Annotated in this window: 27 protein-coding genes; 15 read left to right on the top strand and 12 right to left on the bottom strand. The window is 68.1% G+C overall.

Going from position 1 to position 26135, the window contains the following annotated elements:
- Both mshD and A5681_RS03750 read right to left on the bottom strand, forming a co-directional pair.
- On the bottom strand, window positions 1-602 hold a 602-nt coding region (mshD, locus tag A5681_RS03755; RefSeq protein WP_067269508.1), incomplete at its 3' end, for a mycothiol synthase.
- Window positions 599-1375: a winged helix-turn-helix transcriptional regulator gene (locus tag A5681_RS03750; protein WP_067269506.1), complete on the bottom strand. Its 777-nt coding sequence runs from the start codon at window positions 1373-1375 to the stop codon at window positions 599-601. The genes A5681_RS03750 and mshD, both read right to left, overlap by 4 nt.
- A 176-nt stretch (window positions 1376-1551) precedes the next feature.
- Here A5681_RS03750 and lmeA point away from each other — a divergent pair, with 176 nt between their 5' ends.
- From lmeA to A5681_RS03715, 8 genes are all read left to right on the top strand, one after another.
- Window positions 1552-2364, top strand: a complete 813-nt coding sequence (lmeA, locus tag A5681_RS03745; protein ID WP_067269517.1) for a mannan chain length control protein LmeA — start codon at window positions 1552-1554, stop codon at window positions 2362-2364.
- Window positions 2365-2445: 81 nt separating this feature from the next.
- Window positions 2446-2535 (top strand): Ms5788A family Cys-rich leader peptide, encoded by a 90-nt coding sequence (locus A5681_RS28110; RefSeq protein ID WP_368730642.1) that lies wholly within the window; start codon window positions 2446-2448, stop codon window positions 2533-2535.
- 109 nt (window positions 2536-2644) lie between these two features.
- Window positions 2645-3115, top strand: coding sequence for a DUF4395 domain-containing protein (locus tag A5681_RS03740; RefSeq protein WP_067269504.1), 471 nt, complete (start codon window positions 2645-2647; stop codon window positions 3113-3115).
- A 35-nt stretch (window positions 3116-3150) separates the two neighbouring features.
- Window positions 3151-3984 (top strand): sulfurtransferase, encoded by an 834-nt coding sequence (locus A5681_RS03735; protein WP_067269502.1) that lies wholly within the window; start codon window positions 3151-3153, stop codon window positions 3982-3984.
- A 1-nt stretch (window position 3985) separates the two neighbouring features.
- The gene (locus A5681_RS03730; RefSeq protein ID WP_067269500.1) at window positions 3986-4288 is read left to right on the top strand and encodes a DUF1416 domain-containing protein; all 303 of its coding nucleotides are present in this window, start codon (window positions 3986-3988) and stop codon (window positions 4286-4288) included.
- 145 nt (window positions 4289-4433) lie between these two features.
- Window positions 4434-5090, top strand: coding sequence for an FABP family protein (locus A5681_RS03725; RefSeq protein ID WP_067269498.1), 657 nt, complete (start codon window positions 4434-4436; stop codon window positions 5088-5090).
- A gap of 126 nt (window positions 5091-5216) precedes the next feature.
- The gene (locus tag A5681_RS03720; RefSeq protein WP_067269496.1) at window positions 5217-7592 is read left to right on the top strand and encodes a hypothetical protein; all 2376 of its coding nucleotides are present in this window, start codon (window positions 5217-5219) and stop codon (window positions 7590-7592) included.
- Window positions 7593-7732: 140 nt separating this feature from the next.
- The gene (locus A5681_RS03715; protein ID WP_067269494.1) at window positions 7733-9262 is read left to right on the top strand and encodes a sensor domain-containing protein; all 1530 of its coding nucleotides are present in this window, start codon (window positions 7733-7735) and stop codon (window positions 9260-9262) included.
- Between the two features lie 241 nt (window positions 9263-9503).
- Here the strand turns inward: A5681_RS03715 and A5681_RS03710 are convergent, their stop codons facing one another.
- On the bottom strand, window positions 9504-10364 hold the full coding sequence (locus A5681_RS03710) for an aminodeoxychorismate lyase (RefSeq protein ID WP_156737832.1): 861 nt from the start codon (window positions 10362-10364) through the stop codon (window positions 9504-9506).
- A gap of 128 nt (window positions 10365-10492) precedes the next feature.
- On the opposite strand from A5681_RS03710, the gene A5681_RS03705 reads away from it, so the two are divergent.
- Both A5681_RS03705 and A5681_RS03700 read left to right on the top strand, forming a co-directional pair.
- Window positions 10493-11575 carry a YgfZ/GcvT domain-containing protein gene (locus A5681_RS03705; protein WP_067269490.1) on the top strand — a complete coding sequence of 361 codons (1083 nt, stop codon included), beginning with the start codon at window positions 10493-10495 and terminating at the stop codon, window positions 11573-11575.
- Window positions 11576-11719: 144 nt separating this feature from the next.
- On the top strand, window positions 11720-11905 hold the full coding sequence (locus A5681_RS03700) for a DUF3073 domain-containing protein (protein ID WP_067269488.1): 186 nt from the start codon (window positions 11720-11722) through the stop codon (window positions 11903-11905).
- A gap of 49 nt (window positions 11906-11954) precedes the next feature.
- Here the strand turns inward: A5681_RS03700 and purM are convergent, their stop codons facing one another.
- The 3 genes from purM to A5681_RS03685 all read right to left on the bottom strand — a co-directional run bounded on the left by purM (window position 11955) and on the right by A5681_RS03685 (window position 15185).
- The gene (gene purM / locus A5681_RS03695) at window positions 11955-13049 is read right to left on the bottom strand and encodes a phosphoribosylformylglycinamidine cyclo-ligase (RefSeq protein WP_067269486.1); all 1095 of its coding nucleotides are present in this window, start codon (window positions 13047-13049) and stop codon (window positions 11955-11957) included.
- A 71-nt stretch (window positions 13050-13120) separates the two neighbouring features.
- Entirely contained in the window at window positions 13121-14656 is a 1536-nt protein-coding gene (gene purF, locus A5681_RS03690; protein WP_067269484.1) for an amidophosphoribosyltransferase, read from the bottom strand.
- A 139-nt stretch (window positions 14657-14795) separates the two neighbouring features.
- Window positions 14796-15185: a sterol carrier family protein gene (locus A5681_RS03685; protein ID WP_067269482.1), complete on the bottom strand. Its 390-nt coding sequence runs from the start codon at window positions 15183-15185 to the stop codon at window positions 14796-14798.
- A gap of 19 nt (window positions 15186-15204) precedes the next feature.
- On the opposite strand from A5681_RS03685, the gene A5681_RS03680 reads away from it, so the two are divergent.
- Window positions 15205-16419, top strand: coding sequence for an MCE family protein (locus A5681_RS03680; protein ID WP_067269477.1), 1215 nt, complete (start codon window positions 15205-15207; stop codon window positions 16417-16419).
- Here A5681_RS03680 and A5681_RS03675 read toward each other — a convergent pair.
- From A5681_RS03675 to A5681_RS03655, 5 genes are all read right to left on the bottom strand, one after another.
- The gene (locus A5681_RS03675) at window positions 16401-17036 is read right to left on the bottom strand and encodes a CPBP family intramembrane glutamic endopeptidase (protein ID WP_156737831.1); all 636 of its coding nucleotides are present in this window, start codon (window positions 17034-17036) and stop codon (window positions 16401-16403) included. The genes A5681_RS03680 and A5681_RS03675 overlap by 19 nt on opposite strands.
- Before the next feature lie 19 nt (window positions 17037-17055).
- Complete coding sequence (gene purL / locus A5681_RS03670) at window positions 17056-19353, bottom strand: phosphoribosylformylglycinamidine synthase subunit PurL (RefSeq protein ID WP_067269474.1); 2298 nt, start codon at window positions 19351-19353, stop codon at window positions 17056-17058.
- A 50-nt stretch (window positions 19354-19403) separates the two neighbouring features.
- Window positions 19404-19751, bottom strand: coding sequence for a VOC family protein (locus A5681_RS03665; RefSeq protein ID WP_067269472.1), 348 nt, complete (start codon window positions 19749-19751; stop codon window positions 19404-19406).
- A gap of 71 nt (window positions 19752-19822) precedes the next feature.
- Window positions 19823-21352 (bottom strand): multicopper oxidase family protein, encoded by a 1530-nt coding sequence (locus tag A5681_RS03660; RefSeq protein ID WP_067269469.1) that lies wholly within the window; start codon window positions 21350-21352, stop codon window positions 19823-19825.
- The gene (locus A5681_RS03655) at window positions 21349-21771 is read right to left on the bottom strand and encodes a hypothetical protein (protein ID WP_197498500.1); all 423 of its coding nucleotides are present in this window, start codon (window positions 21769-21771) and stop codon (window positions 21349-21351) included. Before A5681_RS03655 ends, A5681_RS03660 begins: the two co-directional genes overlap by 4 nt.
- 199 nt (window positions 21772-21970) lie before the next feature.
- On the opposite strand from A5681_RS03655, the gene A5681_RS03650 reads away from it, so the two are divergent.
- Both A5681_RS03650 and A5681_RS03645 read left to right on the top strand, forming a co-directional pair.
- Window positions 21971-22420 (top strand): nitroreductase family deazaflavin-dependent oxidoreductase, encoded by a 450-nt coding sequence (locus A5681_RS03650; protein WP_067269467.1) that lies wholly within the window; start codon window positions 21971-21973, stop codon window positions 22418-22420.
- Between the two features lie 44 nt (window positions 22421-22464).
- Complete coding sequence (locus tag A5681_RS03645; protein ID WP_067269466.1) at window positions 22465-22833, top strand: DoxX family protein; 369 nt, start codon at window positions 22465-22467, stop codon at window positions 22831-22833.
- 23 nt (window positions 22834-22856) lie between these two features.
- Here A5681_RS03645 and A5681_RS03640 read toward each other — a convergent pair whose 3' ends face one another.
- Window positions 22857-24116, bottom strand: a complete 1260-nt coding sequence (locus tag A5681_RS03640; RefSeq protein WP_197498499.1) for a M18 family aminopeptidase — start codon at window positions 24114-24116, stop codon at window positions 22857-22859.
- A gap of 166 nt (window positions 24117-24282) precedes the next feature.
- On the opposite strand from A5681_RS03640, the gene A5681_RS03635 reads away from it, so the two are divergent.
- Together A5681_RS03635 and A5681_RS03630 are read left to right on the top strand one after the other, a co-directional pair.
- Entirely contained in the window at window positions 24283-25290 is a 1008-nt protein-coding gene (locus A5681_RS03635; RefSeq protein ID WP_067269460.1) for a Dyp-type peroxidase, read from the top strand.
- The gene (locus A5681_RS03630; protein WP_067269458.1) at window positions 25290-26087 is read left to right on the top strand and encodes a family 1 encapsulin nanocompartment shell protein; all 798 of its coding nucleotides are present in this window, start codon (window positions 25290-25292) and stop codon (window positions 26085-26087) included. The genes A5681_RS03635 and A5681_RS03630 overlap by 1 nt, the downstream gene beginning before the upstream one ends.
- Window positions 26088-26135: the final 48 nt, after the last annotated feature.

The raw sequence follows: 26135 nt of genomic DNA, 5'->3' as shown, positions 1-26135 counted from the left end.
GCCAGGAACAAACCGGCCGGGTCGAACCAGGGTTCGTCGCGCCGCTCGGCCAGCTGGGCTTCGGTCCAGCCGCCCTGTTCAGGATGGTCGGCAAACGCGGCGTTGTTGACACGCAGCAACTCGGCGTCGTCGGAGGCGCCCGCGTAGGTGCGGACCCGCACCCCCGGCACGGGGCGCACCAAGTCGTGGACGTCGCGCAGCGTCCGTCGCATCTGCAGGAGCTCGCGGACCGGAACGAGGCCGAGCGCGGTGGCGGTGGCCCGGGCCGGCTCGAGCGTGCCGTGCGCCCAGAATCGGTTGCTCCCGGCGGTCTCGGCCAACGCCGCACGCGCCAGGGCGGTACCGAAGCCCTGCCGGCGGGCGCGGGGGTGCACCACCAGTTCCGCCATCGGCGCGTCGGGGTCGCGCGACAGATTGAGGTAGCCGACGACCCCACCGGTCTCGTTGACGAGCAGGTGCCCGGTGCGATCGTGCGGGAGTTCCCGCAGTACTTGTTCACCGACAGGCGCCACCCCGTCGAATTCGGTTGCGGCCGTGACGAGTTCGCGCACCTGCCGTTGCTCGTCAGCGGTCAACGTCGAGCGCCAGGCCGGCGCGGTCACTGACTGCGCAACGGGTCACCCAGCGGCTGTTGCAAATCCTCGGAGTCGGACTCGATGTCGTCGACGGGCTCGTCGTCAGCGGCGTCCGCGAGCGGCGGGCGTCCGCGTGCCGGCCGGACGGCCTTGTAGCCGACGTTTCGGACGGTGCCGATCAACGCCTCGTATTCCGGGCCGAGTTTGGCGCGCAGCCGGCGCACGTGCACGTCGACGGTGCGGGTGCCGCCGAAGAAGTCGTATCCCCACACCTCGTGCAACAGCTGCGCGCGGGTGAAGACGCGTCCGGCGTGCTGGGCCAGGTACTTGAGCAACTCGAACTCTTTATAGGTCAGGTCCAGCGGGCGGCCCCGCAACCTCGCGGTGTAGGTGCCCTCGTCGATCACCAGCTCGCCCAGGCTCACCTTGCCGGCACTCTCCTGGTCGGCCAGCCCGCCCCGGCGACCCACCACCAGTCGCAGCCGGGCGTCGATTTCGGCGGGTCCGGTGCTCGGCAACAGGATCTCGTCCAGCCCCCAGTCCGCGCTGACCGCCACCAAGCCGCCTTCGCTCACCACGGCCAGCACGGGGACGGAACGGCCGGCGGTGCTCAGCAGACGGCAAAGGCCGCGCGCCGACGACAGGTCGGTGCGCGCATCCACGATTACCGCGTCCGCTGTCCCGGCCTCGAGCAACGAGGACGGTTCCGCCGGCGCCGTCCGGACGGCGTGGGGAAGCAAGGACAACGATGGCAGGACCGGGTCGGGATGCAGCTCCGAGGTCAGCAGTAATAGCTCCAACTAGCCCCTCCAGCTCGGGGGAACGGCATCTTCATAATTCGCAACGCAACGACGCGTTAGTTGCCAGGTCATCTAACGATAACTTGCCACCTGCCACTTTGGTGAGGCGACGACGCAGTGTGAGCGCCGCCACCCGGGCGGTCCGCGACGGCTCGCGCGGAGGGTTACGCGACAATATGCGGGTGCGCAAGGTGCTGGTGGCGGTCGCGGCCGTCGGGATCGCCGCGGCCGTGGTTGTGGCCGGTGCGGTCGCCATCGACTACGGGAGCAGCATCTACGCCGAATACCGGCTGTCGTGCAGCGTGCGCAAAGCGGCCAATTTGCGGTCCGACCCGTTCGTGGCGATTGTGGCGTTCCCGTTCATCCCGCAGGCGATGCGCGACCACTACAACCAGGTGGAGATCAAGGCCAACGCCGTGGACCACGCGACGGTCGGCAAGGCCACCCTCGAAGCCACGATGTACTCGGTCGACCTGAGCCACGCGTCGTGGCTGATCGGGCCGGACGCCCGGTTGCCGGTGGGCAAAGTGGAGAGCCGCGTCATCATCGACTCGACGCACCTGGGCCGCTACCTGGGCATCAGCGATCTGATGGTCGAGGCGCCGCCCAAGGAAACCAACACCGCCACCGGTGGCGTCACCGCGTCGGGCATCTCCGATAGCCACGGTGTGGTGTTCAGCGGCACCCCGCACTCGGCCAACTTCGACCACCGGGTCAGCGTCTCGGTGGACCTGTCCATCGCCCCCGACGACCAGGCGACGCTGGTGATCACCCCGACCGGCGTCCTGACCGGGGCGGACACCGCGGACCAGACGGTTCCGGATGACAAGCGGGATGCGGTGCTGCGTGCGTTCACCGCCAGGGTGCCCAACCAGCGGCTTCCCTTCGGGATGGCACCCAAGACCGAGGGGGCGCGCGGCTCCGACGTCATCATCGAGGGCATCGGCTACGGAGTGACCGTCAGCCTGGACGGCTTCAAGCAGTCGTGACCCGGTCGTCGCCGGACCCGTGGTCTGCACGCCGACCGCCGCAAATTTGATCGCCGTCCGTCATTCGGTAAGCTTGCCGACGTGCTAGCCCGCCTTGAGCCCCTGCTCACCCAACGCCGCGCAGTCGATCTGTGCCGCACCGCGGGCTGTTGCTGTCGCTGTAGCTGCTGAGTCGCCGCGCGCTTTCGCGTAAGCACTCGGAGCAACCCCGGAACGTTACCGAGGCCCTGTCTCCCGTCGTTCGTTCCCATAAGCAACAGGCGTATCCAGGAGTAGTACCGTGCCGAGCAGCAACACCACCACCCAGCCAGATGTCGTCGACGTGCGGGGTCCCAGGTTCGCTGCCTGGGTGACAACCGCGGTCCTGGTGATCACCCTCGCCGTGTCCGCCGTCAGTCCGCCGGCGGCGGCGGCCATTCTGGGCGCGCAGGCCGTCATCTTCGCCATCGGCGCCGTCGGCGGCCCGCGAAAGCATCCGTACGGGCGCATCTTCGCCCGCTTCGTGGCGCCCCGCCTCGGGCCCGTCGAGGAGCGCGAACCGGTCGCCCCCCTGAAGTTCGCCCAACTCGTCGGCCTGATCTTCGCGGTCGCGGGCGTCGTCGCGTTCGTCGCGGGGGCCTTTTTGGTCGGCGTCGTCGCCACCGCCGCGGCGCTCACCGCCGCCTTCTTGAATGCGGCCTTCGGCATCTGCCTGGGTTGCCAGCTCTACCCGCTGGTCGCGCGCTTCCGAGGCGCCGCGCGCACCGCATGACCCGTTCATTTCAAAGCGATCGAAAGGATCACCCCATGGCACGCTCCGACGTCCTGGTCTCCGCGGACTGGGCCGAGAGCAATCTCGACGCCGCCGGTGTCGTCTTCGTTGAAGTCGACGAGGACACCAGCGCATACGACACCGGCCACATCCCCGGTGCGATCAGGCTGGACTGGCGCTCCGACTTGCAGGACCCGGTCAAGCGGGACTTCGTCGACGCGCAGCAGTTCTCGAAGCTGCTGAGCGAACGGGGCGTCGCCAATGACGACACCGTGATCCTCTACGGCGGCAACAACAACTGGTTCGCCGCCTACGCGTACTGGTACTTCAAGCTGTACGGGCACGACAAGGTCAAGCTGCTCGACGGCGGCCGCAAGAAGTGGGAGCTCGACGGGCGTGCGCTGTCCAGCGACACCGTCAGCAGGCCGGCGACCTCCTACACCGCGGCCGCGCCGGACAACAGCATCCGGGCGTTCCGCGACGAGGTCATCGCGGCCATCAACACCAAGAACCTGGTCGACGTCCGTTCGCCCGACGAGTTCTCGGGCAAGATCCTGGCGCCCGCGCACCTGCCGCAGGAGCAGAGCCAGCGGCCCGGCCACATTCCCGGCGCGATCAACGTGCCGTGGAGCAAGGCCGCCAACGAGGACGGCACGTTCAAGTCCGACGAGGACCTGGCCAAGCTGTACGCCGACGCCGGCCTGGACGGCTCCAAGGAAACGATCGCGTATTGCCGGATCGGCGAGCGGTCTTCGCATACCTGGTTCGTGCTCCGGGAATTACTCGGCCACAAAAACGTCAAGAACTACGACGGAAGTTGGACGGAATACGGCTCCCTGGTGGGTGCCCCGATCGAGTTGGGAAGCTGATATGTGCTCTGCCCCGAAACAAGGAGTGACGCTGCCCGCCAGCGTCGACTTGGAGAAGGAAACGGTGATCACCGGCCGCGTCGTGGACAGCGATGGGCAGGCGGTGGGCGGCGCGTTCGTCCGCCTGCTCGACTCGTCGGACGAGTTCACGGCTGAGGTCGTCGCATCGGCCACCGGCGACTTCCGGTTCTTCGCGGCGCCGGGGTCCTGGACGCTGCGCGCGCTGTCGGCCTCCGGCAACGGGAACGCCGTGGTGAGTCCGTCGGGTGCCGGCATCCACGAGGTCGACGTCAAGATCGCCTGACACCCCGGCTGCCCTGACCGGGATGCCGCGGGGCGAATAGACTTGACCGCGTGGTGCTCTTCTTCGAGATCATGCTGGTCGTGGCGGTCGTGGTGATCTCCTGGTTCGCGCTGTACACGCTGTACCGGCTCATCACCGACGAATCGTGACTTCTGACGAACCCCTGGGCCCGGCGAGCTCCGGCGATCGCGCGGTGGCTGCCGCCGCTGAGCGCGCCAAGCTGACCGCCGGCCGCAACATCCCCGCCTTCGACGATCTGCCGCTTCCAGCCGACACCGCCAACCTGCGCGAAGGCGCCAACCTGAACGATGCCTTGCTGGCGCTGCTGCCGCTGGTCGGTGTGTGGCGCGGGCACGGCGAAGGTCGTGGCCATGACGGGGATTACCGGTTCGGCCAGCAGATCGTGGTTTCGCACGATGGCGGCGACTACCTGAATTGGGAATCCCGCTCGTGGCGGCTCAGCGAGGCAGGTGACTACCAGGAGCGCGGACTGCGGGAGACCGGGTTCTGGCGCTTCGTCACCGATCCCGACGACCCGAGCGAATCTCAGGCGATCGAGTTGCTGCTGGCCCATTCGGCGGGTTACGTGGAGCTGTTCTACGGACGGCCGCGCACCCAGTCGTCGTGGGAGCTGGTGACCGACGCACTGGCCCGAAGCCGATCGGGCGTCCTGGTCGGCGGCGCCAAACGGCTCTACGGCATCGTCGAAGGCGGTGACCTGGCCTACGTCGAAGAACGGGTGGACGCCGACGGCGGACTGGTGCCGCACCTTTCCGCCCGGCTCTCCCGCTACGCCGGATGACCGCCGACCCGTTGCCCGCCTGGGCAACTCGGCATGCGCGGGCCCGGAATCGTTGCCTTCGGCCGATCTTTTGCGTGTACTGTTCGACGTCCGAACAGCCGACACCGCGCGAAGGGAGATCGGCGGATGCCCCCCACCAGGACACCCTCGCCCATCTTGCGCTGGGGCGTAACCGCCGTCGGCCTGCTTCTGATCATCTATCTGGCCGTTCTGGACCTGCAGCCCGGCATCATCGACGCGCTGCCGCCGGCGCTCGCGTGGTTCGGCCGGCCGGGGTCGATGCCGACGCTGGCGATCGTGGTGACCGTGCTGATCGCCGCGTCGGTGCTGACCTTCCGCTCGGGCGGAAGCCACCGCATGGTGGGGGTTTCGTTCACCCTGATCGCAGGCCTGGTCCCGATGACCGCGGTTTTGGGCCTCACCTCCTACTGGGGTTGTCACGACGCCAACCATCCGGCCTTGTTCACCCCCCTGATGGCGACGGCCAGCCTGGTCAAGGGCGGCACCGGCGACTTCTCGGTGGGCGGGCGAACCTGTCCGAATCCCACGCCGGTCGGCCTGGAGCTGGCCCGCATCGCGGCGCTGTCGGCGATCTTCACCGGGTTGGGCGGCGTCGTCGTCGGGGTCTTCCGATCTCAGGTGGACCGGCTGCGGGCCAACCTCGCCGATTCCGTGACGGCGATCGTGGGCGTCGACGCGGACACGCAGTCGATGATCAGCGCGGTCGCGCGGACGCTGGACCGGCGCGGCACGCTGGTCGTCATCACCGGCGCCAGCGACGACCGGGTGCAGCGGGCCCGCAGGCAGGGCGCGCGGGTGGTCCTGGTCGACTTCAACAACCCGTCCACGCTGGTGTCACTGCGGTTGTGGCGCAACCTATCCCGGCTCTATCTGATGGCGCCCGACCCGGCGATCAACCTGCTGTGGCTGGACCTGATCAGCCGTCGACTCGACGAGGTCGCCCGCAAACGGCGGTTGCCACTCATCGTGCGCATGGACGACCCGTGGCTGGCCCAAGCCTGGCGGGCCCAACAATTCGGCGGATCGGACACCCGATGGGCGGCCGACGTGGTCGGCAAGTACGAGGTGACCGCGGGAAGACTGCTCGACGGCATCATCGCCACCGGGCGAACGAGACGTGTATTCGTCTGCGGCACTTCACAATTGACGCTGGCGCTGTGCGCGGATCTGACTCAGCGTGCGCTGGAACGGGACTTCTACACCCCGCCCGGCGCGGTGCCGTTGCCCGCGCTCACGCTGGTCGAAAAAGACGCCGCGGAGTATTTGGCCGATCACGAGTTCCACCGGCAGCAAGCCGGATTCGCCTCGGAGGGGCCGACGATCGACGCGACAGCGGAGGCACCGACCGTACCCACCATGCTGAAGCTGATCGGCGACGCCGACCCGGCGACCAGCGCGGTGATCTTCGTGGACTCCCACGCCGCGACGACCGCCGCGAGGCTGGCGGCCCGCTTCCCCGACATGCCCATCTACGCCTCGGACCTGAACACCAGCATCACCGACGACTCGATCCAGGTGGTCGGGCGGCTGCAGTCCTACTCCCTGGTGCTCGACACCCAAGAGGGCCAGGTCCAGGACGCGTGGGAGCGCGCGGCGAGGTTGATCCACGAGCGGTATGTCTCGACGATCGACCCGGACGCGCCGCGATCCCCGGCCGCGATGCCGTGGGCCGAGCTCAACGAGTTCTACCGCGGGTCCAACCGGCGTCAAGTGCGCAACGCGCTGTGGATGGTCGAGCAGATCGCGGGGCACACCTGGAACACGTGGGGCAGCCCGCCGGCGCAGCTGTCCGGCCACGAGATGGCCGACCTCCCGCCCCTGCAACAGCTTTCCCTGATGGGCTTCGACCAGGACTCGGCACTGAGCATGGCCCGGGCCGAGCATGAGGATTGGTGCCGCTACTACCGCCGCAACGGCTGGAAATACGGCTCCCCGCGTGACGATTCGCGCAAGATCCACGACAAGCTGGTCGACTGGTCGGCGGTCGAGAGCGATCCGGCTCTGCTCAACGCCGCCGTGCGCAGTCTGGCGGGAACGTTGTGGAGCCTGCGCCAGTTGGGCTTCCGGTCGCGGCCGCTGTGGCAATCCTTCACGCGGGTCGGGACGGTGGTCGCCGAACAACGAAGCGCCCCATGGACATGGACGTCTGATTCCGGGCACACCATGCGGGCCGACGCCGGCGACTGGGCCATCCAGGAGGACGGCAAGGTGTGGTCGGTGCGCGACGACATTTTCCGGGACACCTACGAGCCCGCCGGCGACGGGCGCTGGCAGCGAAAAGGCCGCGTCCAGGCCCGCCCCGCCTACCCGGGCGAGACCATAAACACCTTGGAAGGCCCGACAACCGCGGCGGAGGGCGACTGGGTGGTCCGCGGATCCACCGGTGAACAATGGCCGGTCCCCGGAGACGAATTCGCCCGTCGCTATGCCGAATTCCGCCCGCCCGAGGAGGCTTCCGCGGTGGACGGCGGCCGCGGCTGAGTTTGGGCCGCCCGGGCAAATGGCCTCGAATTTGCGCAGTCCGATACCCCCGGACACTGATACGGTATCGGCGCATGCGCAATAGCCGCACGCGCCGATACCACCCCTTCGTTTGCTACGCCTGCCCGTAGGAGACCGCGATGCCGCTGTTCATCAGCTATTCGAGCCAGGACAGGGCGACGGTCGACGCCCTGACGACGGCGCTTCGGCGCGGGCAACAACAGGTTTGGTTCGATCAAGAGCTCGGCGGCGGTGACTCCTGGTGGAACAAGATCCTCGAGCAGATCCGCTCGTGTGACGTGTTCATCGTGGCGCTGTCCAACAACTGGCTCCAGTCCAAGCCCAGTCAGGCCGAGTTGCGGTACGCGAGGGCGCTCAATCGGCCGATCCTTCCCGTTCGGATCGGCGACATCGACAGCATGCGGGTGAATCCCCTTGCCGCGTTGCAGATCATCGACTACCGCGAACCGACCGTCGACGCCGGCATTCAACTCGTGACCGCCGTACACGCCCTGCAGAGCAAGCCGGTGCCGTTGCCCGATCCGCTGCCCGAAGAGCCGCCGGTGCCGTTCGGGTACATCACCCGGTTGGGCAACACCCTCGCCGAAAAAGAGCTCAGCCCCCAGCAGCAGACCCAGCTGCTGATCGAGCTGAGGCAGGGGCTCGACGAGGACGGCGACGACCCCAGCGCTCGCGGCGACATCGCCCAGCTGCTGCGCATGCTGCGCCTGCGGCACGACGTCACCTACCGAACCCGCACCGAAATCGACAACGTGCTGGCCGAGATCGAGGCCAAGGGCGGTTCGCCGGCGGCGGACGCCGGCAAGTCGCCGGTACCCGCGGCGGCCGCAGCACCGCCCGCCGCAGCACCGCCCGCCGCGCCACCGGCCGCCAAGGCCGCGGCACCCGAGCCGGCGGGCGGATCCAACAAGCGGTTGCTCATCGTCGGCGGGGCCGCCGCGGCGGTGATCGCGGTGATCGCGATCGTGGTCGTCTTCACCACGCAGGGCGGCAAGACCAAGCCCGCCCCGCAGGCCGGCAGCGGCGCGACTTCGGTCCAGGGCGGCGCGAGCCCGGCTCCAAATGTCCCGACCACGGGCAACGGCGCGAAGCTGGACTCCTATCTGCTCGGCCCCGCCGAAGTCGCCGCGGTCGTGGGCGACCCGAACCTGGTGGTGTCCGAGAAAGCCGCACAACTGCGCAACTTGCGGGCGACGCTGTCTAACCCGGACTGCAAGGGCGCATACGAACCGATCGAAGAGTCGGCCTACCGGGGCGCGGACGGTTACACCGCGGTGAGCGCGCAGGCGGTGCACACCGCCGGCGAGAACCCGCCACACCGGGTCTACGAAGCCGTGACCGAGTTCTCGTCGCCCGAGAAGGCGACCGCGTTCGTGCAGGCATCCGCGGACAAGTGGCGGGCATGCGCCGGGCAACAGATCACGGTGACTTTCAACGGCAAGAGCAGCGGGTGGACGTTCGGGGACGTCACCGGAACGGTGCCGAGGATCTTCCAGCAGCGCACCGAAGCCGACGGAACGCGGATCTGCCACCACGCGCTGCATGCGGCGTCCAATATTGTCGTCGACCTCTTGCTGTGCGGCCCCGACGCCGAGACGGGCCAGGCGGGCAAGCTCGCCGGGCAGATAGCCGCGAGGGTGAGCCAATAACTGCTGCAGACATGGAGCGGCCCCCGAGCGAGGCTCCTGGTTGGACAGACCGGAAGCTCGGGGGCCGGGTGGCTGCGGGGAATTCGCTAGCGCGCGTATGCCGCCAGCTCTTCCGAGCCACTGCTGCTAGCGCGCAGCCACCTCACATGTCCATGAAGCTATCAATTTCGCGGACCACCTCCCTTCTTGTGTACGGCCGACCGTACCCGCGATTCCGCAAGCCGACAACACAATTCAGCGCTTAGCGATCGCTGACGATCGCCGAGTCGACCAATGCGGCGAATTCCGCGGCCAGCGGGGCCCGAGGCAGTGGGCGGCCGTCGAGCGTGTGCACGCGCGCGGCCAACGTCATACTCGACACCAACCAAATGCCTTGCGCGGCATGGAGATCGGCGGGTCGCAGGGCGCGATAATCGCAGTCGTACCCCTTGGCCCTCGCCACCTCGAAGAGAGCCTGCTGCGTCGTCCCGCGCAAAATCGGATACCACGGCGGCGGCGTGAGCAGGCATAGGTCCCCACCGGCCTCAGTCGCGATCACCACCGTCGAGCGCGGACCTTCCAGGATGTAGCCGTCCGAGCTGACGAAGACGACGTCGCCGGCACCTTGCCGGGCCGCATGCCGCAGGGCGGCCATGTTGACCGCGTAGGACAGGGTCTTGGCGCCGGCAAGCAGCCACGGCATCGCGTCGGCGCCGGCGGCGGGCAGCCCGCGATCCAGCATCACCGCGGCCAAGCCCTCGCGCCGAACCGCAGTGACTCGTTCGGGAACGGCGTTGACCATCACATATGTGGTCGGTCCCGTTCCGCTCTCCCGGCCGCGGCTGTAGATCAGGCGCATCGCCCCTTCGTCGGCGGTGGCGGCGACCCACTGCCGGGTGGCCGCGTCGATCGCGGCGCGCCAGCTGGGCAGGTCCGGCTCCGGCAGGTCCATCAACCTCGCTGATTGGGTCAGTCGCTGCAGATGCGACTCGACCAGACAGGGCCTGCCGTCGCGGACCAACAGCGTCTCGAAGATGCCGTCGCCGCGGACCGCCGCCAGGTCGTCGGCGTGCAGCAGCGAGGCATCCGGCGGATGTATCGCGCCGTCCAGCGTGACGATCACACCCGTCTGGCCTGCCATGGACGTAAAGCCTAGCCGCGGGTGTGGGACGGGCCGCACGCTCGGCGGCGAGGTGTGTGGCCGGCCGCACGGCCGGCGACGCGATCGCGGCCGATCCGTAGAGTTGACGTGTGTCTGCAGTACCCGCACCCGACGCCGGCCCCGACGCGGGCGCCATCTGGCATTACGGCGATCCCCTGGGTGAGCAGCGCGCGGCCGAGACCGGCGCGGTCGTGGTGGACCGCTCGCACCGCGCGGTGCTCACGCTGACCGGCGCCGATCGCCAGAAGTGGCTGCACAGCATCTCCACCCAACACGTCAGCGAGCTGCCCGAGGGCGCCAGCACGGAAAACCTCAGCCTCGACGGGCAAGGCCGCGTCGAAGACCACTGGATCCAAACCGAACTCGCCGGCGCCACCTACCTGGACACCGAGCCGTGGCGGGGCGAGCCGCTGCTGGCCTACCTGCGCAAGATGGTCTTCTGGTCCGATGTGAGCCCCGCCGCCGCCGATCTGGCAGTGCTCTCGCTGCTCGGGCCGCGGTTGGCCGACCGGGCGGTGCTCGACGCGCTGGGCCTGGACGCCCTGCCCGCGGAGCTGACGGCGGTCCCGCTCGCCGGTGGTGGCTTTGTGCGCCGGATGACCGGCATCCCGGCGGGCCAGATCGAGCTGGATCTGCTGGTCCCGCGGGACGAGGCCGCCGCCTGGCAGCAACGTCTCGTGCAGGCCGGGTTGCGACCGGCGGGGGTGTGGGCGTACGAGGCGCACCGGGTGGCGGCGCTGCGCCCGCGCCTGGGCGTGGACACCGATGAGCGCACGATTCCGCACGAGGTGGGGTGGATCGGTGCGGCGGTCCACCTCGACAAGGGCTGCTATCGGGGGCAGGAGACCGTCGCGCGGGTGCACAACCTCGGGAAACCGCCCCGGATGCTGGTGTTGTTGCACCTCGACGGCTCGGTGGAGCGGCCGTCGACGGGTGACCCGGTGCTCGCCGGGGGGCGCGCCGTCGGCCGCCTCGGCACCGTGGCGGACCACGTGGACCTCGGCCCCATCGCCCTCGCGCTGGTGAAGCGCGGGGTGCCGGCCGACACCGAACTGGCGACCGGCCCGCAGGGCGCGGTGGCCGCGGTGATCGACGCGGATTCGTTGCCGGCTACCGAACACGTCGGTGCGGGACGGCTGGCCGTTGAACGGTTGCGGGGCGGTGCGAGATAATCCTCGATGAAGTGCGCCACAGCGGCAGGGGGCACCGACGCCCGACCGTAAGGCACGGTAAACTGTCGGCAGGACAATAACGACACCAGGAGATCGGAGCCGCCTGATTCGGGCCGCTCCGTTATTGCGCGAGGGGGTTCCCCCATGGGCCGCGGCCGGGCTAAGGCAAAGCAGACCAAGGTTGCTCGAGAACTCAAATACAGTTCCCCGCAAACCGACTTCACGCGGCTTCAGCGCGAGTTGTCAGGAACGGGTTCCGACGATTCCACGGAGTCGGAGGACGACGGCATCGGCGACTCTTGGGAAGACAGCGACGACTGGCGCCGCTAGAACTGACGTCGCTGCGCCGGTGTAATCGGCTTCGGCACCGCGCCCCCCGCTAAAATCGCGGGTGCTGCCCGACGAGCTTCGCCCTCGGGCCCTCTTTACCGCCTTTGCAAACGGTGCCCAGCACCCAGCAGTCCAGGTGGCGTGCCGTCAGGATGGCCAGAGCCCGGTCGGTGTCCTCGGGCGCGACGACGGCGACCATGCCCACGCCCATGTTGAACGTCTTCTCCATCTCTTCCCGCGTGACCCGACCGCGCTGGGCGATCATGGCGAACACCGGTGCGGGCGTCCAGGTTCCGCGGTCGATCTCGCCGACCAGGCCATGCGGGATGACGCGTTGCAAGTTGCCGGCCAACCCGCCGCCGGTGACGTGGCAGAACGTGCGGACATGGGTTTCGGCGGCCAGCGCCAAACAGTCTTTGGCGTAGATCCGGGTGGGTTCCAACAGCTCCTCGCCCAGGGTCCGGCCGAATTCCTCGACATAACCGGCCAAATTCATCCGGTCGATCTCGAGCAGCACGGTGCGCGCCAACGAGTACCCGTTGGAATGCAGGCCCGAAGAGCCCATCGCGATGATGGTGTCGCCAGGTTTGACGCGGTCGGGACCCAACACGTCGTCGGCCTCCACGACGCCGACGCCCGTCGCCGAGATGTCGTAGTGGTCCGGTTCCATCAGGCCGGGGTGTTCCGCGGTCTCGCCGCCGAGCAAGGCGCAACCGGCGCGCACACACCCTTCGGCGATGCCCGCGACGATCGCGCTGAGGCGTTCGGGCACGGTCCGGCCCACGGCGATGTAATCCTGCAGGAACAGCGGTTCGGCGCCGCAGACGACGAGGTCGTCGACCACCATGGCGACCAGGTCGAGGCCGACGGTGTCGTGCTTGTCCATCGCCTGCGCGACAGCGAGCTTGGTGCCCACCCCGTCCGTGGACGCCGCAAGCAGCGGTTCGCGGTAGTCGTTGCGCAGAGCGAACAATCCTGCGAACCCGCCGAGGCCGCCCCGCACCTCGGGTCGGGTGGCCCGTGTCGCCAGCGGCTTGAACATCTCAACGGCGCGGTCGCCGGCTTCAATGTCCACCCCGGCCGAGGCGTAGGTAATGCCGTGGCTGCCCGGGTTTCGTCCGGGGCTTTTTCCGGGATCCGTCATCGCGATAAAGGCTACCGGGCGCCGCCGACCGCCGTTATCAAACGTCTTGGAAGGGCCGGATCGGAAGGCCGTCAGTGGACGATCGGCACTTCGTCGGGCGCCAGCTCGTCGAGCCCGGCACCGCGCGCGGCGTTGGCGAGCATGTGCTCGATGACGTTCTTGCCCAGAGCCGTCTCCTCGGGCAGTTCGATCGGATACTTGCCGTCGAAGCAGGCGGTGCACAGCCGCGACGCGGGTTGTTCGGATGCCGCCACCAAGCCGCGCAGCGAGATGTAACCGAGGCTGTCGGCGCCGATGGCGTGCCGCACCGCTTCGAGCATCTCCTCTTTGTCCTGCACGGCGTTGGCGATCAGCTCCGCCGGGGAGGGGAAGTCGATGCCATAGAAGCAGGGCCATTTCACCGGCGGGGACGCGATGCGCACGTGCACTTCCACGGCGCCGGCCTCACGCAGCATGCGCAACAGCGCGCGCTGGGTGTTGCCACGCACGATTGAGTCGTCGACCACGATGAGCCGCTTGCCGCGGATGACCTCGCGAAGTGGGTTGAGTTTCAGCCGGATACCGAGCTGGCGGATGGTTTGGGACGGCTGGATGAAGGTCCGCCCGACGTAGGCGTTCTTCATCAGGCCCTGCCCGTAGGGAATGCCGGACTCCTGCGCGTAGCCGACCGCCGCGGGGGTGCCGGACTCCGGCACCCCGATGACCAGGTCGGCCTCGACCGGGCATTCGCGGGCCAGCCGGCGACCGATCTCGACCCGGGTGGCGTGCACCGACCGGCCGGCGATCGTGCTGTCGGGGCGTGCCAGGTACACGTACTCGAAGACGCAACCCTTCGGGGTGGGGTTGGCGAAACGGGTGGAGCGCACCCCGTCGGCGTCGATCGCGAGCAACTCACCGGGCTCGATATCGCGGACGAACGAGGCGCCGACGATGTCGAGCGCGGCCGTTTCGGAGGCCACCACCCATCCGCGATCGAGGCGTCCGAGCGAAAGCGGCCGCACCCCATGGGGATCGCGCGCGGCGTACAGCGTGTTCTCGTCCATGAACGTCAGGCAGAACGCGCCGCGCACGGTCGGCAGTAGCTCCAGCGCGGACTGCTCCAGGGTGGAGTCCGCGGCACCGTGGGCGAGCAGGGCGCCCAGAATGTCGGAGTCCGTCGTTGCCGGCGCGGGGCAGCGCCGCGCGATCAGGCCCGCGTCGCGGGCGCGAGCGGCGAGCTCGGCGGTGTTGACCAGATTGCCGTTGTGCCCCAGCGCAACGCCGGTGCCGGCGGCGGTGTTGCGGAACACCGGCTGGGCGTTCTCCCACGTGGTGTCACCCGTGGTGGAGTAGCGGCAATGCCCGATGGCGACGTGGCCCGGCATCGCCGCGAGGGTCTGCTCGTCGAACACCTGACTGACCAGTCCCAGGTCTTTGAAGACCAGGACCTGCGATCCGTCGGCGACGGCGATACCGGCGGCTTCCTGCCCGCGATGCTGCAGGGCGTAGAGGCCGTAATAGGTGAGTTTTGCGACATCCTCGCCGGGGGCCCAGACCCCAAAGACACCACACTCTTCACGGGGCGAGTTCAGGTCCTGCTCGGGTGCTTCGGCTCCTGCGACGGTCACGATTGGGCGGCTCCCCGGGGAACGGTTGGTGACGTAACGGAGTCTACGGGTCCGACACCGTCGACTGCGAATCTACAGCGCGTGTTGCGCCCCGGAAATTCCCTCGCCCGACCCTAAACCTGCAGTTCAGGGTTACTATTCAGCTGACATCGAACAGGGGCAGACAGTGTTCGATCTCACCCGCGCGGGAGCCGGAAAGGCTCAGCGCGCCCGCGTCCTTCGCCTGGTCGAACGACAGGATTCCGGTCACCAGCAGCAGCCACGTTCGCGGATCGGTCTCCACCACATTGGGGGGCGTGCCGCGGGTGTGTCTGGGCCCGGCGACGCATTGCACCGCAACGAACGGCGGAATCCGCACTTCGACGCTGGCCCCGGGCGCCACCGCTGCCAAGGTGCGGGCTGTGAGCCGCACGGCGGCGCCCAGACTCTCGCGATCGGGAGCGGGCTGGGACGCGTCCCGCAACCAGTCCGCGACGGCCAACACGGCCTGCCGGGTCTTTGCCGGATCGGCCTTTTGACGGGCGGCCATACCCTAGGGTCTCAAACTCATGGAGCGTCGTCGCTTGCGGCGCGGGCCACCGTACAAGTCCGTCGGCCTCGTGACGCTCGTCATCATGGGGTTGGTCGGGTCGCTGCTGTATCTGCAATTCCGCGGTGAACTCACGCCGACAACGAAGCTGACGATGGTGGCTCCCCGGGCCGGCCTGGTGTTGGATCCCGGCTCCAAGGTCACCTACAACGGCGTCCAGATCGGCCGCGTGGCCGGCATTTCGGAGATCACCCGCGACGGTAGGCCGGCCGCCAAGGTGACGCTCGATATCACCCCGAGGTATCTCACGCTGATCCCGGCCAACGTGGCGGCAACCGTCAAGGCGACCACGGTATTCGGGAACAAGTACGTCGCGTTGACATCGCCGCCCAGGCCGGCGGCCCAATCGATCACACCGTCGATCGTGATCGACGCGACCGCGGTCACCACCGAGTTCAACACCGTGTTCGAGACGCTCACATCGATCGCGGAGAAGGTGGATCCGGTCAAGGTGAACCTGACGCTAAGCGCGGCGGCGCAAGCGCTGGCCGGGTTGGGCGAGGCGTTCGGCGCCTCTTTGGTCAACGGCAACACGATCCTCGACGACGTGAACCCCCGGATGTCCGCCATTCGCACCGACGTCGCGCGGTTGGCCGCCCTCGGTGAGACCTACGCCAACGCCTCGCCAGACCTATGGGACGCCCTCGACCGCGCGGTGACCGCCGCGCGCACGCTGAACCGTCAGCAAGCCGATCTGGACGCGGCACTGCTGGCGGCGGCCGGTCTGGGTGGCGCGGGCGCCGACGTCTTCGGGCGCGGCGGCCCCTACCTGGCGCGCGGGGCCACCGATCTGGTCCCCTCCAGCCAGCTGATCGACGAGTACAGCCCGGAAATCTTCTGCACCATAAGGAATTTCGCCGAGGTCGGCCCCAGGATCCACAACGCGCTCGGCGACAACGGCTATTCGCTCGGCGCCCACGCGGCCGGCGGCATCACCGGGGCGCCCAGCCCGTACATCTGGCCCGAGAACCTACCCCGCACCAACGCCCGGGGCGGTCCCGGTGGTCGGCCGGGTTGTTGGCAGACCATCACGCGAGAGCTGTGGCCGGCGCCCATGCTGGTGATGGACACCGGCGCGAGCATGGCCCCCTACAACCACTTCGAACTCGGCTCCCCGCTTTTCACCGAGCACGTGTGGGGCCGGCAGCTGGGTGACTACACCATCAACCCGTGACGCCGCACGCCCAGCGCCGCGATCGCGCCGGCCTCGTTGATCGCCAGGTGCACCAGCATGGGTGCGGCCACACTGCCGGAACGGTCAGCGAGCCAACCGAATAGCCAGCCCGCCACGCCCGTCACCAACACGGTGCCGAGCACCGGATCACCCTCGGCCCGCGCATCCGCGACATGGGAGAGCCCAAAGCTCGCCGCTTGCAACAACCTTGCGCCCGATTTGCCGTAGGAACCCGACGCGGCGGTGGTGAGCGCCGCGCGGAACGCGGCCTCCTCGGCCCATACGGTACCGACGGGGATGCGCACCAGCAGCCAGCCGGCCACCGACCCGGTCGGCTCCCGGTCGGCCATGGACGACCGCACCACCGGGACCGCCGTCGTCGCGGCGATCGCGCTCGCCACGGCCGCGCCGGCCGCGGACCCCAACCGCAGCCCCGCCCACAGCCGCGGCGGCGACAACCCCAGCGGTGCACGCGTCACAAGCACCAGCACTCCGGCCGCGGCCGCTTGAATCGTCACCCGCCATGCCGTGGGCAGGCGGGGGCCGACAAAGCTCCAGCCCACCAGGGCGGCGGCCAACGCCAATGCACGGACTCGACGGAAACCACGCTCGCCCACCGGGATTCGCCGTTGCGGCTCAACCGAAGAGGCGCGGCAGCACCGCCTCTGACGTCTCACGCAGTTCGGCCAGCGACACGGTGAACAGGCCCTGCACCTCCACCGCGTCCGAAGCCTGATCGACGACGCCGATGCGCACCGCCGGCAGCCCGCGCGCCTCACACATCGCCCTGAACCGGCTTTCCTCGGTGCGCGGCACCGCCACCAGGACGCGGCCCGCCGACTCGGAGAACAACGCCACGAACGGATCGGCGTCCTCGGGAAGCACGATGCGGCAACCGGTTTCACCCGCGAGTGCCGCCTCCACGATGGCCTGCGCGAGGCCGCCTTCGGACAGGTCGTGCGCGGCGGACACCAGCCCGTCGCGCGACGCCGCGCTCAGCACCTCGGCCAGCAGCTTCTCGCGCGCCAGGTCTACCGCGGGCGGCACCCCGCCCAGATGGTCGGCGCTCACCTGCGCCCAGATGGAACCGTCGAATTCGTCGCGCGTATCGCCCAGCAGTATCAGGGTCTCACCCGGCTCGCCGCCCAGGCCCGTCGGAATGCGCCGGCCCACATCGTCAAGGACGCCGAGCACACCGACCACCGGCGTGGGCAGGATCGCCGCCGACCCGGTCTGGTTGTAGAAGCTGACGTTGCCGCCGGTCACCGGAATGCCAAGGGCGGCACAACCATCCGCCAGCCCCCGAACCGCCCGCGAGAACTGCCACATCACCCCGGGATCTTCCGGAGAACCGAAGTTGAGGCAGTTGGTCACCGCAACCGGGGTGGCGCCGGTGACGGCGACGTTGCGGTAGGCCTCGGCCAACGCCAGTTGGGCTCCGACATAGGGATCGAGCAGCGTGTAACGACCCGATGCGTCGGTCGACAGCGCGATGCCCCGGCCCGTGGTCTCGTCGACGCGCAGCACGCCGCCATCGGCATGCTCGGCCAGCACGGTGTTGCCGCGGACGTAGCGGTCGTACTGTTCGGTGATGAACGCGCGGCTGCACAGGTGCGGGCTGCCCAGCAGCGCAAGCAAAGTCGCGCGCAGCTCCTCCCCCGTCTTTGGCCGCGGCAGGTCCGTCGACCGGTTCGCGTTCAGGGCGTCCTGCGAGTCCGGGCGCGCGACCGGCCGTTGATACACCGGCCCCTCGTGCGCCACGGTGCGCGGCGGAACGTCGACGACGGTCTCGCCGTGCCAGGTAATTCGCAACCGGTCACCGTCGGTGACCTCGCCGATTACGGTGGCCAGCACGTCCCATTTTCGGCACACCGCCAGGAACGCATCCACGTTCTCCGGCGCGACGACCGCGCACATCCGCTCCTGCGACTCGCTGCAGAGCACCTCCGCGGGCGTCATGTCCTTCGCCCGCAACGGGACGGTGTCGAGCTCGATCGCCATCCCGCCGTCGCCCGCAGACGCGAGTTCCGAGGTTGCACAGGATAATCCGGCGCCACCGAGGTCCTGGATGCCGATCACCAGGCCGCCCGCGTAGAGCTCGAGGCAACACTCGATGAGCACCTTCTCCGTGAAGGGGTCGCCCACCTGCACCGAAGGCAGCTTTTTGCGGGACCCCTCACTGTCGAAGGTGTCCGAGGCCAGCACCGACACCCCGCCGATGCCGTCGAGCCCGGTGCGCGCACCGAACAGGATGATCTTGTTCCCCGTGCCCGAGGCGAACGCGAGGTGTAGGTCCTCCTGGCGTAATACGCCCACGCACAACGCGTTTACCAGCGGATTGCCGGCGTAGCACGCGTCGAAGACGGTCTCGCCGCCGATGTTGGGCAGGCCCAGCGAGTTGCCGTAGCCACCGATCCCGCGGACCACTCCGTCGACCACCCGGCGCGTGTCCGGTGCGTCGGCGGCGCCGAACCGAAGCTGGTCCATCACCGCGACGGGTCGCGCACCCATCGCCATGATGTCGCGGACGATGCCGCCGACACCGGTCGCCGCGCCCTGGTAAGGCTCGACGTAGGAGGGGTGGTTGTGCGATTCCACCTTGAAGGTGACGGCCCAGCCGTCGCCGATGTCGACCACCCCGGCGTTCTCGCCGATGCCGGCGAGCATGCCCGCGCGCATCTCGTCGGTGGTGGTCTCGCCGAAGTACCGCAGGTGCACCTTGGACGACTTGTACGAGCAGTGCTCACTCCACATCACCGAGTACATCGCCAGCTCGGTGTCGGTCGGCCGGCGGCCCAGGATCTCGCGGATTCGCTGGTACTCGTCGTCTTTAAGGCCCAGCTCGGCGAAGGGCTGCGGCTGGTCGGGGCTGGCGGCGGCGCGCTCGACGGTGTCGATCGCCTGGGTGCGGGCGCTCGTCCCGGGGACTGTCACGCCAGACAGTCTAGGGCGGGGCTCCCGCCATTGTCGGGTCGCCGTGGAGGCTATTGGCCGACGACGCAGAACACGTTGCCCTCGGGGTCGGCCAGCACGACCCAGCGGAAGTTGTCACCGAACTGGTGCCGGCCTAACTCGGTGGCCCCGGCGCCAGTCAGCCGAGACGCCTCGGCGTCCACATCGGCGGGGCCGAAGTCGAGGTGCACGCGGTTCTTACCGGGGGTGGGATCGGGCACCTTCTGGAATCCGAGCCGAGGTCCCTCCGGGAGAGTCACCGCGGTGAACTCGCCGGCGAGCAACTCCTGCGTCGTACCGCCGAATTGCTCGGCCCACCAGCCGGCGAGCTGCGCGGGATTGATGCAGTCGAAGGTGATCATCTCCACGTTGAGCGCCATACCGCCAGACCTTAGGTGTTGACGAGGCTCGGTGGAAGGAACGGCCGCGTCGGCCACTAAGCGGCCAACAGCTAGTCGACGGTGAGAAAGTCGGCCATCATCGCCATGTCTTCGTGTTCAAGGTTGTGGCAGTGCAGAAGGTATGAGCCGGTGTAGTCGGAAAACCGGGTAAGGACTTCGACCGCTTCGGCCGGGCGCACATCGACGGTGTCCTTCCACCCCAGGTCGAACCGGCCCGGTGCGCGGCCGTTGCGGGTCAGCACCCGGAACGAATTCAGGTGAACGTGAACCGGATGGTGGAACTCGGAGATGAACCGCCAGATTTCTGTGGTGCCGAGCTTAGGGCGCGCCAGCGGCCGGCCCGGTTGATAGGGGAGGTCGTTGATCGTCCATACGCCTGTTCTACCCAACCGGAAGAGGAACGTTCGAGTGGCCACGGCGCCCTGGGGGTCGAGATTCGGGACGCGTCCGCTGAGCCGCTCGGGGATGGCCGAATCGTCGGAACGGTCGTCCCCGACGATGTCGAATCGCATGACCTCGCCTGCGGTTTCGGTATCCAACCGGTTGAGCAGCCGCACTTGTGTTCCCAGCTGGTAGCGGCTGAAGTCGACCACAATATCGAACCGTTCCGCCGGAGCGATGTCGATGACGTCGTGAGCTAGCGGCCGGGCGAGTAATCCACCGTCGCTGCCGATCTGGACCAACGCCGAACCACCGGGTGGCTGCGGATCCAACTGCAGCCGATAGCGACGGGCGTTGGATGCGTTCAGTAGTCGCAGGCGATAACGGGCAGGATCGGTCGACAGCACCGGCCATGGCGCACCGTTGACAAGGATGACGTCACCGAGGACTCCGTTCATGTAGTCACCGATTGCTCCGCCATCGTCGGCGCCCGGGTAGCGGAAGGAGCCGTCGGCGGCGAATGCGCGATCGGTGATCATCAGCGGGATGTCCCGCCGACCGCGAGGCAGCGGCAACGAGTCTTCCTCGTCATCGTGGACCAAGTGGAATCCGGCCAGGCCGCGCCAGACGGCGGCGCCGGTGTAGCCCATCCGGTGATCGTGGTACCACAACGTAGCGGCACGCTGATTCATCGGGTAAACGTATTCGCGCTCTCCGACAACGCTGTTGCGTGCCATGGCTTCAGCCCCGGGCTGACGGCCCGGGGGCAGGATGAAGTCGGTCGGATACCCATCGTGGGCTTCCGGCGTGTGGCCGCCATGTAGGTGCACCACAACGGGCACGGGCAGGGTGTTGCGGTGCCGCACGATGGTGCGTCGGCCGGACCGCGAAGCGATGGTGGGGCCGGGAAAGCTGGTGTTGTAAGTCCATGCCGCCGTGGGCAGCTCGGGCAGTATCCGCAGCTGCGTGGTCTGCTGGGTGATCTCGTAGTAGTCGGCGTGAGCGTCGGTCCGAACCGGCGTCAACTCCTCCGGGATCGGCAACGGGGCTTGATAGCGATCGGGCAGCCGGGTCTGACTGCGGATCAGCCGGCCCGACTCGGCGGTGCCCAGCAGTGCGCCGGCCAGCGGCCAGCCGGCGCCGACGAAACCGACGCCCGCCGCCGCAGCACCCAGGCGTAACGCGCTGCGCCGATTCATCGGATCGCTTCCCGCTCCGCCGATCGCGAGGGTGTGGCCAGCGGTAGACGCCACACCGACGCGGTCAACTGGAAGATCCCCACGATCAACAACACGCCGAGCGGAACGTGTAAGCCTGTCAGCCGCAATTCCCCCGATGCGAACTCGGCGACCAAGAGGATCGTCACGAGCGCCCCGACCGCTACCGGCCGCCGCGGCCCGCCCGTCCTGCTCACTATCACCAGCACCACCAGTTGAACGACGGACAGCACCGTCGTCGCCTTCGCGCCAACCGAGTGCAGCATCAGTGCGTCGTATCGGCCGCCCAGAAAGCTGCCGGCGAATGCGGCTTGAGCCAGCGCCAGCAGTGCCAACGTTGCGCTGGTGGCACGGGCGATCACCCGGGGCCAGCGGGGGCCGTACCAATCATCTGTTGTCATCAGTTCTCCCGGGTCGGGTTGCGTACTCAGGAGATGACGACGAGACGGCGCGGCAAAAAGTTACGCACGCGCGCGCGTAACTTTCCGCGCCGCCGACCCGTCCTTGAATACGGGTTGCTGATCACCCGGCCCCCACTGCGGCGAACCGCCGCACAACCGATTGCAAGCCCACGCAACGGAATTGGCGATAGGAGTAGACATGTCCAGCCCGACGCCCCCTCGTTGGCTGAAGCCGATGAACAAGTTCATGATCACGCTGCAAAAACTTGGCTTACCGACGGGGCCACCGATGGTGTTGACGGTGCCGGGCCGCAAAACGGGTCGGCCTCGCAGCACGCCGATGACACCGTTCACGCTGGACGGGCAACTCTATGCCGTGGCCGGATTCCCGGGTGCCGATTGGGCGCGCAACGCCCGCGCCGCGGGCACCGGAACGCTCGGCAAGGGCCGAAAGACGCGGCCCGTCAAGATAACCGAGCTGACGGCCGAGCAAGCTCGCCCGGTGTTGCGTCAATATCCGGCGGAAGTGCCGATCGGTGTTGGCTTTCTCAAACGCTCCGGACTGGTGCGCCAAGGCAGTCCCGAAGAAGTCGAGGCGCTGGCCGGCCGGATCGCCGTGTTCCGACTAGACCCGATGCCGGCGAGCTGACGCCGAACGATCGTCCACCGACCGACCAGCTAGGAAGCCGCCAAATGCACACCGCATATCTCGTCATGACGATATCCGCCATCATCCTCAACGGATTTTCCGGCGTGAGCGCGCTGGTGCACTTCGCGCCCATCATTCCACCCATGCAACGGGCCGGTGTCCCGGTCTCCTGGCTGACCTTCCCGATCGGCACCCTGAAAACCCTCGGGGCCCTTGGGCTGATCGTCGGCCTGTGGGTACCGGGAATCGGCGTCGCCGCAGCAGCCGGACTGACCATCTTCTTCATTTGCGCGATGTACACCCACGTCCTCGCTCACGACATCTCCGGCCAGTTCGGGCTGGCGGCATTCCTGTTCGCATTCAACGTCGCGACCTTCACGCTCACCGTGGCCGCGCATCCGGTCGTCCTCTAGCAGGCCCACATCTAGAGGCGTCGCTAGGGCTTGGGCGAAAGGAACGCTTCCATGGCCGCCGAGTAGGCGGCGACGTCGTGCACGCCCATCAACTCACGCGCGGAGTGCATGGCCAGCTGCGCGGCGCCGACGTCGACCGTCGGGATGCCGGTTCGAGCCGAGGCCAGCGGGCCGATCGTCGATCCGCACGGCAGGTCGGCCCGGTGCTCGTAACGCTGCAGGCCGACCCCGGCCTGCCGGCAGGCGAGCTCGAAGGCCGCGGCCGTGCGTCCGTCGGTGGCATAACGCAGGTTGGGGTGCACCTTGAGCACCGGTCCGGCGTTGACCTCGATCAGGTGGCCCGGCTCGTGCCGCTCCGGGTAGTTGGGGTGGGTCGCGTGGGCCATGTCCGCCGAGGCCAGCAGTGATTCGGGCAACCGACGCAGGAAGTCCTCACGGGTGCCGCCGGCCGCGAGCACGATCCGCTCCAGGACGGTGCCGAGCAAGTCGGATTGGGCGCCGTGGTCGGAGGACGACCCCACCTCCTCGTGGTCGAAGACCACCAGCACGGGCAGGAATCCCCGCGGTTCGGCGGCCAGCAGAGCCTCCGTGCCCGCATAACAGCTGGCTTGGTTGTCCAGGCGCGGCGCGCTGAGCAGGTCACGGTCGGCGCCGATCACCGTCGACGGGGTCAGGTCGTGGGTCATCAGGTCGGCGGCCAGCACGCTCGTCGGCGTCACGCCGGCGCGTTCGGCGACGAAGTCGATGAACCGCTTCATCTCGGCACCGGTTCCCCAGACCGCGTTAACGTGGCGTTGCGGGTCCAGCGTCAGCGATTTGCGGTCTTCGGCGAGGTGGATGGCCAGCTGGGGTACCCGCAGGATCGGGTCGTCGATGCGGACCAGCCGATGCTCGATCCCGGCGCCGTCCTGCACCGACAACCGTCCGCTGATACCCAGGTCGCGATCCAGCCAGGAGTTGAGCCACGCCCCGCCGTACGGCTCCAATGCGACCACGCGCCACCCGGCGACCACCCGATCGGGATACTGCTTGACCCGCAAGTTCGGGCTGTCGGTGTGCGCGCCGACGATCCGGAACGGGCCGTCGGCGCGCACGGAATTCCAGGCGACCAGCGAAGCGGCCCGCACCGTGAAATAGCTACCCGGTTCCGTCGGCCACCGGTCAGCCTCGCTCAGTTCGGTGAAGCCGGCAGCGGTCAGCCGCGCGGCCACCGTGGCGCAAACGTGAAAAGGCGACGGAGAAGCGTCGATGAAATCGCAGAGGCCTGCGGCGCTGGCCGACATGTTGATCATCATGGCTGTCGACGACGACCGTCGCCAGGCTGGGCCCGATTGCGCGGCTCCTTCTTCGCGCACTTCCTGCGCTCAGCGTCGCCACGCTAGGCCCGATTGCGCGGCTCCTTCTTCGCGCACTTCCTGCGCTCAGCGTCGCCACGCTAGGGTCAGCAGAGTGCCTTCCGTCCAGCCACAGCCCATCCTCGAGCCGTTGACGCCTGCGGCGGTCTTCTTGGTGGTGACCATCGACGACGGCGGAGAAGCGACAGTGCACGACGCGCTGCCGGACATTTCCGGGCTGGTGCGCGCAATCGGATTTCGCGAGCCGCCGAAACGGTTGTCGGCCATCGCCTCTATCGGCTCGCAGGCCTGGGATCGCTTGTTCTCCGGCCCCCGTCCGGCAGAGCTGCACCCCTTCGTCGAACTGAACGGCCCGCGGCACACCGCGCCGGCCACGCCCGGGGACCTGCTGTTCCACATCCGGGCGGAGAGCCTGGACGTCTGCTTCGAATTGGCCGACCGCATCCTGCGATCGATGGCCGGTGCGGTCACCGTCGTCGACGAGGTGCACGGATTCCGCTACTTCGACAACCGCGACCTGCTGGGCTTCGTCGACGGCACCGAAAACCCGGACGGCCCACTGGCCGTCAGCGCCACCACCATCGGCGCCGAGGATCCCGACTTCGAAGGCTCGTGCTACGTGCACGTGCAGAAGTATCTGCACGAGATGTCCTCGTGGAACGCGCTGTCGGTCACCGATCAGGAGCTGGTGATCGGCCGCACGAAACTGGAGAACCTCGAACTGGATGACGAGGAAAAGCCGGCCAACTCCCACATCGCCCTCAACGTCATCACCGATGCGGACGGCACCGAATTGAAGATCGTGCGGCACAACATGCCGTTCGGCCAGCTCGGAAAGGGTGAGTATGGCACGTACTTCATCGGGTATTCCCGCACGCCGCAAGTGACCGAGCAGATGCTGCGCAACATGTTTCTCGGCGATCCACCCGGCAACACCGACCGAATCCTCGAATTCTCCACCGCGGTCACCGGTGGCCTGTTCTTCTCGCCCACCGTCGACTTCCTCGACGATCCACCACCCCTGCCCGCAGTGCCGGTGGCCGAAACCCCTGCCGTGCATGACGGCTCACTTTCGATCGGCAGCCTGAAAGGAACCAGTTGATGAACAACCTTTACCGCGAGTTGGCACCGGTCACCGAAGCGGCTTGGAAAGAAATCGAAACCGAGGCGTCCCGGACGTTCAAACGCCATATCGCCGGGCGCCGGGTAGTCGACGTCAGCGAGCCGGGCGGTCCGGTGACCGCGGCGGTCAGCACCGGCCGCCTGGTCGACGTGACGTCACCCTCTGACGGCGTCGAAGCCCACCTGCGAGCGAGCAAACCCCTTGTCCGGCTGCGTGTTCCGTTCGCTCTGTCCCGTTATGAAATCGACAACGTGGAGCGCGGCGCGCAGGACTCGGACTGGGACCCGGTCAAGGCCGCCGCGAAGAAATTGGCGTTTGTCGAGGACCGCGCCATCTTCGAGGGTTACCCCGCGGCGTCGATCGACGGCATCCGCACCTGCAGCTCCAACAAGCCGCTGACCCTGCCGGCTGATCCCCGCGAGATTCCGGACGTCATCACGCAGGCGATTTCCGAACTGCGGCTGGCCGGTGTCGACGGTCCTTATTCGGTGCTGCTGTCCGCCGACGTCTACACGAAGGTCAGCGAAACCACCGAGCACGGCTACCCGATCCTCGAGCACATCGACCGGCTGGTGCCCGGGGACATCATCTGGGCGCCGGCCATCGACGGCGCGTTCGTGCTCACCACCCGCGGCGGCGACTTCGATCTGCAGCTCGGGACCGATGTGTCGATCGGGTACACCAGCCATGACGCGGAGACCGTGCAGCTGTATCTGCAGGAAACGCTGACGTTCCTGTGTTACACCGCGGAGGCGTCGGTCCCGCTGAGCTCCTAGGAATATTTGGCGGCGTCCGGCTGCTGTCGGGGAGACAAGTGAACTTCT

It is taken from the genome of Mycobacterium scrofulaceum, assembly GCF_001667885.1.
GTDB lineage: Bacteria > Actinomycetota > Actinomycetes > Mycobacteriales > Mycobacteriaceae > Mycobacterium > Mycobacterium scrofulaceum_C.
Note: the sequence above shows the minus strand (reverse complement) of the source record. Positions and strands in the feature narration are given on the sequence as shown.

Coding starts and splice junctions, on each gene's coding strand:
- lmeA (WP_067269517.1), top strand. CDS start 1,552: ATGCGGGTGCGCAAGGTGCTGGTGGCGGTCGCGGCCGTCGGGATCGCC.
- A5681_RS03735 (WP_067269502.1), top strand. CDS start 3,151: ATGGCACGCTCCGACGTCCTGGTCTCCGCGGACTGGGCCGAGAGCAAT.
- A5681_RS03730 (WP_067269500.1), top strand. CDS start 3,986: ATGTGCTCTGCCCCGAAACAAGGAGTGACGCTGCCCGCCAGCGTCGAC.
- A5681_RS03720 (WP_067269496.1), top strand. CDS start 5,217: ATGCCCCCCACCAGGACACCCTCGCCCATCTTGCGCTGGGGCGTAACC.
- A5681_RS03715 (WP_067269494.1), top strand. CDS start 7,733: ATGCCGCTGTTCATCAGCTATTCGAGCCAGGACAGGGCGACGGTCGAC.
- A5681_RS03700 (WP_067269488.1), top strand. CDS start 11,720: ATGGGCCGCGGCCGGGCTAAGGCAAAGCAGACCAAGGTTGCTCGAGAA.
- purM (WP_067269486.1), bottom strand. CDS start 13,049: ATGACGGATCCCGGAAAAAGCCCCGGACGAAACCCGGGCAGCCACGGC.
- A5681_RS03685 (WP_067269482.1), bottom strand. CDS start 15,185: ATGGCCGCCCGTCAAAAGGCCGATCCGGCAAAGACCCGGCAGGCCGTG.
- A5681_RS03680 (WP_067269477.1), top strand. CDS start 15,205: ATGGAGCGTCGTCGCTTGCGGCGCGGGCCACCGTACAAGTCCGTCGGC.
- A5681_RS03665 (WP_067269472.1), bottom strand. CDS start 19,751: ATGGCGCTCAACGTGGAGATGATCACCTTCGACTGCATCAATCCCGCG.
- A5681_RS03660 (WP_067269469.1), bottom strand. CDS start 21,352: ATGAATCGGCGCAGCGCGTTACGCCTGGGTGCTGCGGCGGCGGGCGTC.
- A5681_RS03655 (WP_197498500.1), bottom strand. CDS start 21,771: ATGACAACAGATGATTGGTACGGCCCCCGCTGGCCCCGGGTGATCGCC.
- A5681_RS03650 (WP_067269467.1), top strand. CDS start 21,971: ATGTCCAGCCCGACGCCCCCTCGTTGGCTGAAGCCGATGAACAAGTTC.
- A5681_RS03645 (WP_067269466.1), top strand. CDS start 22,465: ATGCACACCGCATATCTCGTCATGACGATATCCGCCATCATCCTCAAC.
- A5681_RS03640 (WP_197498499.1), bottom strand. CDS start 24,116: ATGTCGGCCAGCGCCGCAGGCCTCTGCGATTTCATCGACGCTTCTCCG.
- A5681_RS03630 (WP_067269458.1), top strand. CDS start 25,290: ATGAACAACCTTTACCGCGAGTTGGCACCGGTCACCGAAGCGGCTTGG.